The 10,040-nt window shown below is 69.7% G+C and carries 9 protein-coding genes; 3 read left to right on the top strand and 6 right to left on the bottom strand.

Annotation, left to right across the window (positions count from 1 at the left end; genetic code table 11):
- Window positions 1–84: 84 nt before the first annotated feature.
- A complete protein-coding gene (locus ACFWX1_RS00665; RefSeq protein WP_378382684.1) occupies window positions 85–1,287 on the bottom strand; it encodes a cytochrome P450 in 1,203 nt (400 codons plus the stop codon).
- 299 nt (window positions 1,288–1,586) lie between these two features.
- Here ACFWX1_RS00665 and ACFWX1_RS00660 point away from each other — a divergent pair, with 299 nt between their 5' ends.
- Window positions 1,587–3,002 (top strand): amino acid permease, encoded by a 1,416-nt coding sequence (locus ACFWX1_RS00660; protein ID WP_378382683.1) that lies wholly within the window; start codon window positions 1,587–1,589, stop codon window positions 3,000–3,002.
- Window positions 3,003–3,082: 80 nt separating this feature from the next.
- Here ACFWX1_RS00660 and ACFWX1_RS00655 read toward each other — a convergent pair whose 3' ends face one another.
- Entirely contained in the window at window positions 3,083–3,712 is a 630-nt protein-coding gene (locus ACFWX1_RS00655) for a TetR/AcrR family transcriptional regulator (protein WP_378382682.1), read from the bottom strand.
- Between the two features lie 86 nt (window positions 3,713–3,798).
- On the opposite strand from ACFWX1_RS00655, the gene ACFWX1_RS00650 reads away from it, so the two are divergent.
- Window positions 3,799–5,472: a TIGR03086 family metal-binding protein gene (locus ACFWX1_RS00650; RefSeq protein WP_378382681.1), complete on the top strand. Its 1,674-nt coding sequence runs from the start codon at window positions 3,799–3,801 to the stop codon at window positions 5,470–5,472.
- A 5-nt stretch (window positions 5,473–5,477) separates the two neighbouring features.
- Here ACFWX1_RS00650 and gcl read toward each other — a convergent pair whose 3' ends face one another.
- From gcl to ACFWX1_RS00635, 3 genes are read right to left on the bottom strand one after another with little or no spacing between them, the layout of a single operon-like run.
- Window positions 5,478–7,169 carry a glyoxylate carboligase gene (gene gcl / locus ACFWX1_RS00645; protein ID WP_378382680.1) on the bottom strand — a complete coding sequence of 564 codons (1,692 nt, stop codon included), beginning with the start codon at window positions 7,167–7,169 and terminating at the stop codon, window positions 5,478–5,480.
- A 1-nt stretch (window position 7,170) separates the two neighbouring features.
- Complete coding sequence (locus tag ACFWX1_RS00640) at window positions 7,171–8,061, bottom strand: 2-hydroxy-3-oxopropionate reductase (protein WP_378382679.1); 891 nt, start codon at window positions 8,059–8,061, stop codon at window positions 7,171–7,173.
- Window positions 8,058–8,885, bottom strand: a complete 828-nt coding sequence (locus ACFWX1_RS00635; RefSeq protein WP_378382678.1) for a hydroxypyruvate isomerase family protein — start codon at window positions 8,883–8,885, stop codon at window positions 8,058–8,060. The genes ACFWX1_RS00640 and ACFWX1_RS00635 overlap by 4 nt, the downstream gene beginning before the upstream one ends.
- A 306-nt stretch (window positions 8,886–9,191) precedes the next feature.
- Here ACFWX1_RS00635 and ACFWX1_RS00630 point away from each other — a divergent pair, with 306 nt between their 5' ends.
- Window positions 9,192–9,650, top strand: a complete 459-nt coding sequence (locus tag ACFWX1_RS00630) for a DoxX family protein (protein ID WP_378382677.1) — start codon at window positions 9,192–9,194, stop codon at window positions 9,648–9,650.
- A 7-nt stretch (window positions 9,651–9,657) separates the two neighbouring features.
- Here the strand turns inward: ACFWX1_RS00630 and ACFWX1_RS00625 are convergent, their stop codons facing one another.
- Window positions 9,658–9,936, bottom strand: a complete 279-nt coding sequence (locus tag ACFWX1_RS00625; protein WP_378382676.1) for a hypothetical protein — start codon at window positions 9,934–9,936, stop codon at window positions 9,658–9,660.
- Between the last annotated feature and the right edge of the window lie 104 nt (window positions 9,937–10,040).

The raw sequence follows: 10,040 nt of genomic DNA, 5'->3' as shown, positions 1-10,040 counted from the left end.
AAGAGATGAGCCAGAGCTCAGAGGTCGTGTGGGCTGGCCCACACCCCATCTCCCCACTCCCGGCCGCCACCCCCGGTCAGCGGCTCACCACGCCACGAGCAGCTCGTGCACCCCGTAGATCGCCATGTCCGCCCGCATCCGTACCTCCTCGGCCGGCACCGCCAGCCGCAGCTCGGGGAACCGCCTCGCCAGCGCCGGATACCCGATGCGCATCTCGACCCTGGCCAGCTGCTGGCCGAGACACTGGTGCACCCCGTGCCCGAAGCCGATGTGCCCGGTCGCCGGGCGCGTGATGTCGAGCCGGTCCGAATCGGGGAACCGTTCCGGGTCGCGGTTGGCCGCCGGGACCGAGACGGCCACCGACTCCCCCGCCCGGATCAGCTGGCCCGCCACCTCGACATCCTCGACCGCGGTCCGCCCCGGCCCCACATGGATGACGCTCAGATAGCGCATCAGCTCCTCGACCGCGTTGGTGACCAGGCTCGGGTCGGCCCGCAGCGCCGCGAGCTGGTCCGGGTTGCTCAGCAGCGCGAAGGTCCCGAGCGCGAGCATGTTCGCGGTCGTCTCGTAGCCCGCGATGAGCAGCGTCATGGCGATCATCGCCAGTTCCCCGTCGGTGAGCTCCCCCGCCTCGATCAACCCGCTGAGCAGGTGCTCGTCCGGCTCGGCGCGCTTGCGGTCGACCAGCTCGCCCATGTAGGCCATCACCTCGCCCATGGCCGAGGTGATCTCCTCGGCGCTGGACTTCAGGTTGAACAGCACCGAGGCGTTCCGCTGGAAGCCGTCCCTGTCCTCGAACGGGACGCCGAGCAGTTCGCAGATCACCAGCGACGGGATCGGCATCGCGAAGGCGGTCACCAGATCGCACGGCGGCCCCGCCTCGGCCATCCGGTCGAGGTGCTCCTCGGTGATCCGCGCGACGCGCGGCTCGAGCATCTGCATCCGCCGCACGGTGAACTGGCCGGTGAGCTGTTTCCGCAGCCGGGTGTGCTCCGGCGGGTCGAACGCGGTCAGCGCCCCCGGCTGCGCCGGACGTGGCTTCTCCTTGGCGAACGCGTGCGGGATCGGTGTCCGCCGCAGTTCGGCGCGGGAGCTGAACCGGACGTCCGCGAGCACCGCCCTCGCGGCGGCGTATCCGGTGACCAGCCAGCCTTCGTGGCCGTCCGGGTAGACCAGGCGGCTGATCGGGGAACGGGCACTGAGTTCGGTCAGCGCCTCGGGCGGGTCGAACGGGCATCGGCCACGGGTGGTGGGCAAGCCCTGAACGTGCGGAACGGTCTGCGTCATCGCCGACTCCGAAAAGTGGTGGGAGGTCGCGGCGGCCGCCCCAGGTCGCTCGGCCGCCGCGCTGTCTGCTGGGCCCACTTCAGAAGGTACAGAGTTTTCACGGTTTTGTGAAGTCAAGAAAACGTATGAACCCCAAGGCGTGCGAAACCTCCTCTAGCGCACCGGGCCGACCCGCGACGGCATGTTTTCCCGAAAGTGTTCGTGTCCTGCCCGCAACCGCGGTGTGACCGCAAGCACACCTTAAGTCTTTCCTTGGTGCGCTAGATCACTTGCCACTCGCCGTCTACGGTCTGGCAACCATGGATTCCTCTCCACGCCCCGAACAGGGCGGCAGCTACACGAAAGCACTCGGCAAACGCCAGGTGCAGATGATCGCGATCGGTGGCGCGATCGGCGTCGGGCTCTTCCTCGGCGCGGGCGGAAAGCTGCATCAGGTCGGGCCGTCGCTGATCTTCTCCTACGCCCTCTGCGGCGCGGCGGCCTATTTCGTCATGCGTGCGCTCGGTGAACTCGTGCTGCACGAGCCCAGTTCGGGCAGTTTCGTCACCTACGCCCGGAAGTTCATCGGTCCGTGGGCCGGCTTCGCCTCGGGCTGGCTGTACTGGCTCAACTGGGCGATGACCGGCATCGCGGAGATCACCGCCGTCGCGATCTACGTGCACAAGTGGCTGCCCGGCATTCCACAGTGGATCACCGCGCTGATCGCCCTCGGCGTGCTCCTCGCGGTGAACCTGTTGAGCGTCAAGCTGTTCGGTGAGCTCGAGTTCTGGTTCTCCGTCGTCAAGGTGCTCGCCATCGTCGTCTTCCTGATCACCGGCCTCGGCCTGGTGCTCAGCGGGACGAACATCGGCGGCACGTCGGCCGGGGTGCAGAACCTGACCAACCACGACGGGCTCTTCCCCGCCGGGCTGGGCATCACGCTGATGACGCTGCAGGCGGTCATCTTCGCCTACTCGGCCATCGAGCTCGTCGGCATCGCCGCCGGGGAGACCAAGGACGCGCGCAAGGTCCTGCCCAAGGCGATCAACAGCGTGGTGTGGCGGATCGCCGTGTTCTACGTCGGTTCCGTGCTGCTGCTGGCGATGCTCCTGCCGTGGCCGTTCTACAGCGGCGACGAAAGCCCGTTCGTCACGGTGTTCTCCCGCCTCGGCATTCCCGGCATCGGCGACGTGATGAACGCCGTCGTGCTCACCGCGGCGCTGTCTTCGGTCAACTCGGGCCTGTACTCGACCGGGCGCATCCTGCGGGCACTGTCCGAAAAGGGCGAAGCACCGAAGTTCGTCAGCCGGATGAGCAGCCGCCACGTGCCCTACGGCGGCATCCTGTTCACCTCGGTCGCCTACCTGCTGGGCGTGGTGCTGAACTACCTGGTGCCCAAGGAAGCGTTCGACATCGCCATCGCGATCGCCTCGCTCGGTGTCGTGGCGACCTGGGCGACGTTGATCGTCTCGCAGATGAAACTGCGCCAGGCCGCGCTCCGGGGCGAGGTGGAGCGGCCGAGTTACCGGATGCCCGGCGCCCCGTACACGGGCTGGGCGACGCTGGCCTTCCTCGTGCTGGTGATCGCGTTGATGGGCTTCTCCGACGGACCCGAGAAGATCGCGTTCTACTCGATCCCGGTGGTCGTGATCGTCCTCGCGGTCGGCTGGCGCTTCATCCGCCGCCGCGAGCGCGAACGCGAGCGCACCGCCGTCGCCGTCGGTTCCCGGGACTGATCTCCGCGTCCTGAAATCTCCGCGTCCTGAACGACGCGTTGCGGACGTTCACCGTCTCCAACGCGTCGTTCAGGACGGCGTCATTTCCAGCGGCCCAGTTCGCCCGGCGCGGGTGGCGGGCCGGGCAACGGCGGACCGTCCCCGCACAACCCTGCGACGAGCAGGGCGAGGTAGCGGCGGCGCAGCACCCGGGTCCGCTCCGGGTCCGGTGTCCGGATCGCCGCACAGCATTCCAGGATCAGCCCGACGTCCTCGGTGACGACGTCCTCGCGCAGCCGCCCGCTCTCGTGTGCCCGCGCCACCATCGCCGCCGTCAGCTCACCGGCACGCCGCGCGTCCTCCCCCATCTCCGGCGTCGGGGCGAACGTGCCCGCGAGGTGCACCGTGAGCGAATGGACGTCGGCGTCCACGACCCGCCCGAGAAACCCGGTCAGCGCGCTCCAGCCGTCGGGGTCCCCGGCCGCCGCCTCCGCCTCGGCGATGTACTGCCGCAGACCGTCGTGGCACAGCTTGCACAGCAGGGCATCCTTGCCGGGATAGCGCCGGTAGAGGGCGCTGATCCCGACCCCGGCGCGCTCGGCGACCGCCGAGACGGGCGCCTTCGGATCGGCGATGAACACCGTGCGCGCGGCGTCGAGGATCACCACATCGTTGCGCGCGGCCTGGCCGCGGCGGCCCGCGAGCGCGGGTGTGTCGACGTTTCGAGGCATGCTCCGAGACTACCATTGGAACGGATCGTTCCGCTCTGCTACAGTTCGGAACGAATCATTCCGTTCCATCCTCCCGAGGAGTCCCCGTGACCGAGATCCGCCCCTTCCGCGCCGACGTTCCCCAGGCCGAGCTCGACGAGCTTTCGGCGCGTCTGCGGCGGGCACTCTGGCCCGACGACCTGCCCGCCGCGTACGGCGTGACGAACGAGCGGGTCCGCAAGCTCGCCGAGTACTGGCTGGACGAGTTCGACTGGCGCGCGTTCGAGGCCCGGCTCAACGCCTTCCCCCAGTACGTCACCGAGATCGACGGCGAGGACATCCACTTCCTCCACGTCCGCTCGTCGCGGCCGGACGCGACGCCGCTGGTGCTCAGCCACGGCTGGCCGGGCTCGATCGTCGAATACCTGGACGTCATCGGCCCGCTGGCCGAGCCTGCCTCGGCCGGCGAGCCCGCGTTCCACCTGGTGATCCCGTCCTTGCCCGGCTTCGGTTTCTCCGGTCCGGCACGGTCGGCGGGCTGGGACCGGTATCGCACGGCGCGGGCGTGGGCCGAGCTGATGCGCCGGCTCGGGTACGACCGCTACGGCGCGGTCGGCAATGACGGCGGCTCGATGGTCTCCCCCGAACTCGGCCGCATCGCGCCCCAGAACGTCGTCGGCGTGCATGTCACGCAGTTGTTCTCGTTCCCGTCCGGTGACCCTGCCGAAATGGCGGCTCTCGACGAGACGGAGCAGGCGGCGCTGGCGACCCTGCAGTGGTTCTACGAGGAGAAGTTCTCCTTCAACACGCTGCACAGCCAGCAGCCGCACACCCTCGCGTTCGCGCTCGCGGACTCCCCGCTCGGCCTGCTCGCCTGGAACGCGCAGTTGTTCGACGAGACGCTGGACGCCGAGTTCGTCGTCGCGAATGTCGCGCTCTACTGGCTGACCGGCACGGCGGGCTCCTCGATCCGCTTCTACTACGAGGAGAAGCACAGCACCGAGCAGCCGGCGGGCCCGACCACCACCCCGACCGCGCTGGCCATGTTCCCGAACGACTTCCAGTCGATCCGGCGCTTCGCCGCACGCGATCACGCGAATATCGTCAGCTGGAACTCCTACCCCGAAACCGGCGCCGGACACTACGCCGCGCACGAGGCGACCGACGTCCTCGTCGGCGACATCCGGCAGTTCTTCGCCGGATTGACGCACCGGTGGCCGGTGCTCCGCGAAGCGCACCACGCACTGCGTACCGCCGTCGCGGGAGTGCCCGAGGAGGCTGCCTGGGAGCGGCCGACGCCGTGCAGCGAGTGGACGGTGACGCAGGTGCTCCAGCACGCGGCCGGGGATCAGCACGGCTACGCGGCTGCCATCACCGGGCAGGGCGGCCCCGCGGAAAACCCGTTCGCCCCGTCGGGCCGGATCGACGGCGACCGTGAGACCTACCTCGAATCCGCGCTCACCGCGTCGGCGACGGCGTTCGCCGGTGTCGGCGCCGACGTCCCCACTCCCCTGCCGCAGGGCGAACTCCCGGCGCCGATCGCCGCCGGCGCGTGCGCGCTGGACGCCGCCGTGCACGCGTGGGACATCGCCGTCGCCACCGGGGAGGAGTCACCGCTCAGCCCCGGCCTTGCCGAAATCCTGTTGTCCGTGGCGAAGGAGATCGTCGAACCGCTGCGCCCGTTCGGGGCCTACGCGCCCGCGCTGGACGGCGCCGCCGATGACGACGCCGTCGCAGCGCTCCTGCGGTACCTCGGCCGCGATCCACAGTGGACCGTCTGATGGTGCTACGCGGTGGCCTCGAACTCCACCACCGAGTCGAGCGCGGCGCCCATCGCCGCGTTCGCCTCGCGTTCGATCATGATCTCCACGAGCACGGGGCGGCTGGTGCGCTCGGCCTCCTTGTCCGCCCACGCCAGCGCCGCGCGGATCTCGCCCGGCTCGTGCACGCGCGTGCCGGAGCAGCCGTAGGCCTCCATGATCTTGACGTTGTCCGAGCCGTTCGTGTCGTAGTGGATGTCGACCTGGTAGTTCATGTCGTAGCCCCGCGAGGCCTGGCGGATCAGCCCGAGGTACTCGTTGTTCAGCATGATCAGCACGAACCCGACGTCGTACTGCGCCGCCACGGCCAGTTCCTCCACCAGGAACTGGAACGAGTAGTCCCCGACCACGCCGACGACCTGGGCCTCCGGGCGGGCCTTCTTGACGCCGATCGCCGCCGGGATCTCCCAGCCGAGCGGGCCCGCCTGGCCGCACACCTGGTAGTGCCGGGGCTTGTGCGCCCGCTGGAACTGGCCCGACCAGATCTGGTACAGCCCGATCGCGGTGACGAAGTAGGTGTCCTCGCCGTAGAACTCGTTGATCTCCTTGAACACCCGCGGCGCCTTGATCGGCCGGTCGTCGAAGTCCTCCCGCCGCGGCAGCGCGGTCTTCAGCTCGCCGATCCGTTTCACCCAGCCGCGGTCACGTGCCGTGTCCTGACCGTCCATTGTGGTCAGCAGCGCGTCGAGGAACGGGCCGGTGTCCGACACGATGCCGAGGTCGGGGCCGAACACCTTGCCCAGCTGCGTCGGTTCGATGTCGACGTGGATGAACTTGCGGTCGCCGCGGTAGACGTCGAGGTTCCCGGTGTGCCGGTCGCCGAAGCGGGCACCCAGCGCGAGCACGAGGTCGGCTTCGAGGAACGCGGCGTTCGCCCACCGCTGCGACGTCTGGATCCCGGCCATCCCGGCGAACAGCTCGTGGTCCTCGGGGAAACTCCCCTTGCCCATCAACGTGACCTGCACCGGGACGCCGAGCCGTTCGGCCACGGCGAGCAGCCGGTCGCTCGCCTCCCCGAGGACCACCCCGCCGCCGGCCAGGATCAGCGGACGTTCGGCCGCGCGCAGCATCTCCAGCGCCCGCTCGACCCGCGCCGGCGACGGGATCACCGAGGTGACCGGAAGCGGCGAGTCGATGCTGGAGTCCCATTCGATCTCCTGCTTCTGCACGTCGATCGGCAGATCGATCAGGACGGGGCCCGGCCTGCCGGACCGGGCGATCCGGAAGGCCTCGCGGAAGATCCACGGCAGCTGCGCGGCCTCCTTGACCTGCACCGCCCATTTCGTCACCGGCTTGGCGATCTCGACGATGTCCACCGCCTGGAAGGCCTCGGTGTGCAGCTTGCGGGAATCCGCCTGCCCGGTGATGCACAGGATCGGGATCGAATCCGCGTGCGCGGTGTACAGCCCGGTGATCATGTTGGTCCCGGCAGGGCCGGAGGTCCCGATCGCCACCCCGACCTTGCCGGTGGTCCGTGCCCAGCCGTCGGCCATATGGGTCGCGCCCTCCTCGTGGCGCACCACCAGATGGTCGATGCCGGAGTCCTGCATCGCGTGGTACAGCGGGAGAATCGCGGCGCCGGGGCAGCCGAAGGCGACGTCGACGCCCTCGCTCTTCAGCACGTCGACGACCGCTTCCATCGCGGGAATTCTCGCCATGTCACGCCTCCGCTTTCGTGTGGCCGGAAAGATCTTCGACCACCTTGAGCAATGCCGAGTGGTCCAGCGAGCCGTAGCCCATCGCCCGGCCCGCGGCGACGAGCTGGGCGACCAGCCCGGTGAGCGGGAGCGCCACGCCGGCCTGCCGCGCGGCGGCCAGCGCGATGCCCATGTCCTTGTGGTGCAGGTCGATCCGGAACCCGGGCTGGAAGCTCCGCTCCACCATGCTCTTGCGCTTCAGCTCCAGGATGCGGCTGCCGGCGAGCCCGCCCGCGAGCACGTCCAGCCCGGTCCCCGCGTCCACACCGGACGCTTCGAGCAGCACGATGGCCTCCGCGACCAGCCCGTAGATGCCGCCGACGACGAGCTGGTTGGCGGCCTTCACCACCTGACCGGCGCCGTGCGGTCCGACGTGGACGATCGTCTTCCCGACCACCTCGAACACCGGCAGCGCGGCCGCGAAGTCCGCCGCCTCCCCACCGGCCATAATGGACAGTGCGGCCTGCTCGGCCCCGGCTTGACCGCCCGAAACGGGCGCGTCCAGCACGCGGATTTCCTTGGCCGCGGCCCTGTTCGCGATCTCGACGGAGGTTTCGGGCCGGATCGTGCTCATGTCGGCCAGCAGGGTGCCCGGCTTGGCCGTCTCCAGCACCCCGCCCGCACCGAGGACCACCTCCTCCACCTGCGGGTGATTCGGCAGCATGGTGATCACGACGTCGGCCTCGGCGACCGCGTCGGCGACGCTCGTGGCGGCCCGCCCGCCCGCCGCCTCGAGTTTCGCGAGCGCGGCCGCGTGCACGTCGTATCCGCTGACCTCGTGCCCGGCCGCGGCCAGGTGCGCGGCCATCGGGGTGCCCATGACACCCAGGCCGATGAATCCCAATTTCGTCATGCCCGTCCCCTTTGCGCGATAGGCAGCCATTGCAGTGACGCGACGGTTTCGCCGGCCGGCAGGTACTCGACGCCGACCTCGCCGCGATAGCCCGCGGTCTCGAGCTTTTCCAGGTATCCCTCGATGTCCAGCGAGCCGGTGCCGGGCTCGTGCCTGCCCGGTACGTCGGCGATCTGGACGTGCCCGATCCGCGGGGTGTGCGCCGCGACGAGCGCGTCGAGATCATCGCCGTTCGTCGCGAGGTGGTAGAGATCGGCGAGCAGCCGGACGTTGTCCCGGCCCAGCTCGTCGAGGATCTTGACGGCGTCCGCCGTCGTCTTCAGCGGGTAGCGCTCCGCCCCGGACAGCGGTTCGAGCACGAGTTGCGCCCCGATCCCGGCCGCCGCCTCCGCGGCCGAGGCGAGGTTGGCCAGCGCCAGCTCGTCCTGCCTGGCGGGTTCGACGCCCTCGATCCGGTTGCCGTACAACGCATTGAAGCTGCGGCAGCCGAGGCGTTCGGCGATGCCGAGCGCGACGGCGAGACTCTCCGCGAACTCGGTTTCCCGCCCCGGCCAGGACACCACGCCGCGGTCCCCCGCGGGCATGTCGCCCGCGAAGAAGTTCAGCCCGGTCAGCCGGACTCCCGCCTTCTCGATCGCCGCCACGAACGCGTCGACCTCGTCCCGGGACGGGACGGCGACCTCGAACGGCCACCAGAACTCGACCCCGGTGAAGCCGGCGTCGCGCGCCGCCTTCGGGCGGTCCAGCAGCGGCAGCTCCTTGAACAGGGTCGACAGATTGGCGACGTACGCCAGGGAATGACGCGCACCGGCAAGTTCAGCCATCGGTTACCTCGTCGCAGACTCGGAGTGCGTTCCGCTCGTATTCCGTGATGCGGAAACTCTTTTTCGTATATCGGTATCGTAGCCCGCTTCATGAGCCCCGGTCAACGCACGAGGGCAGGCGGCGGCGTCTCGCACGGAGCGAGAACCGTTTCCAGCACCGGACTTTCGGAGGTACCAGTACGCCCCGGCCGCCGGTATACGCTTGCGCAACACGGCTGAAAGGTCTGAACCAATCCCCGGCCTGGTACTACCGCCCACCACCCCGCACGGATCGACCACACCCCACCCGTCCCCCGTGGAGGAACCATGCACCGGCTCGATTCAGCCCGCGAACACGTCCTCGGGCTCTTTCGCATCGTGATCGGCTTTCTGTTCGCCTGTCACGGGGCGAAAACCATCTTCGGCGTGCTGGGCGCCAAGGCTCCCGCCGTCGTCGGCCAGTGGCCGGGCTGGTGGGCGGCGGTGATCCAGCTCGTCGGCGGCGCGCTGATCTGCCTCGGGCTCGGTACCCGCGTCGCGGCGTTCGTCAGCTCCGGCTCGATGGCGTACGCGTACTTCACCGTGCACCTGACCCAAGCCGTTTTCCCCATCCAGAACGGCGGGGAAGCGTCCGTCATGTTCTGCTGGACACTGCTCCTACTGGTGTTCTTCGGCCCCGGCCGGTTCGCGCTGAGCAACGTGCTCGGCGCGCGCCGCGAATCCGAGAGCGACGCCCCCGCGGCGGGACCCGGTGCCCAGCGCTCGCCGCTTTTGCGGCCTCGCTGAGGAAGCGCTAGCGGGAAAGCGCTGCCGCGACCGCGAGCACGGTGTCGACCGTGGGCTCGACCGCACAGTGCGCCCGAGCGTCGCGGAACCGCCGCTCGATTCCGACCTCGCCACGGAACGCGGCCTGATCGCACAGCTTCATCGCCTGGTCGGTCACCGCGATCACCGCTTCCGCAGAGGCGAGACACAGGTGGAACAGTTTCGGCAGGGCCCGCACGGGATCCCAGCCGAACGCGGACAGCGCCTCGTCGTGCAGGACGCGGACGGCGTTCGCCCGCAACCGCATCCGGGTCAGCTCCGCGGGGGGGGGCCCCCCCGCACCCCCGGGGGCGCCGCGCGCGGCCCCCCCCCCCCGCGGCCCCCCCCGCCCACAGAGAGACGCCCCCCCCC

Origin of the sequence: Amycolatopsis sp. NPDC059021 (assembly GCF_042739895.1) — a bacterium.
GTDB lineage: Bacteria > Actinomycetota > Actinomycetes > Mycobacteriales > Pseudonocardiaceae > Amycolatopsis.
Note: the sequence above shows the minus strand (reverse complement) of the source record. Positions and strands in the feature narration are given on the sequence as shown.

Coding starts and splice junctions, on each gene's coding strand:
- ACFWX1_RS00665 (WP_378382684.1), bottom strand. CDS start 1,287: ATGACGCAGACCGTTCCGCACGTTCAGGGCTTGCCCACCACCCGTGGC.
- ACFWX1_RS00660 (WP_378382683.1), top strand. CDS start 1,587: ATGGATTCCTCTCCACGCCCCGAACAGGGCGGCAGCTACACGAAAGCA.
- ACFWX1_RS00655 (WP_378382682.1), bottom strand. CDS start 3,712: ATGCCTCGAAACGTCGACACACCCGCGCTCGCGGGCCGCCGCGGCCAG.
- gcl (WP_378382680.1), bottom strand. CDS start 7,169: ATGGCGAGAATTCCCGCGATGGAAGCGGTCGTCGACGTGCTGAAGAGC.
- ACFWX1_RS00640 (WP_378382679.1), bottom strand. CDS start 8,061: ATGACGAAATTGGGATTCATCGGCCTGGGTGTCATGGGCACCCCGATG.
- ACFWX1_RS00635 (WP_378382678.1), bottom strand. CDS start 8,885: ATGGCTGAACTTGCCGGTGCGCGTCATTCCCTGGCGTACGTCGCCAAT.
- ACFWX1_RS00630 (WP_378382677.1), top strand. CDS start 9,192: ATGCACCGGCTCGATTCAGCCCGCGAACACGTCCTCGGGCTCTTTCGC.
- ACFWX1_RS00625 (WP_378382676.1), bottom strand. CDS start 9,936: ATGCGGTTGCGGGCGAACGCCGTCCGCGTCCTGCACGACGAGGCGCTG.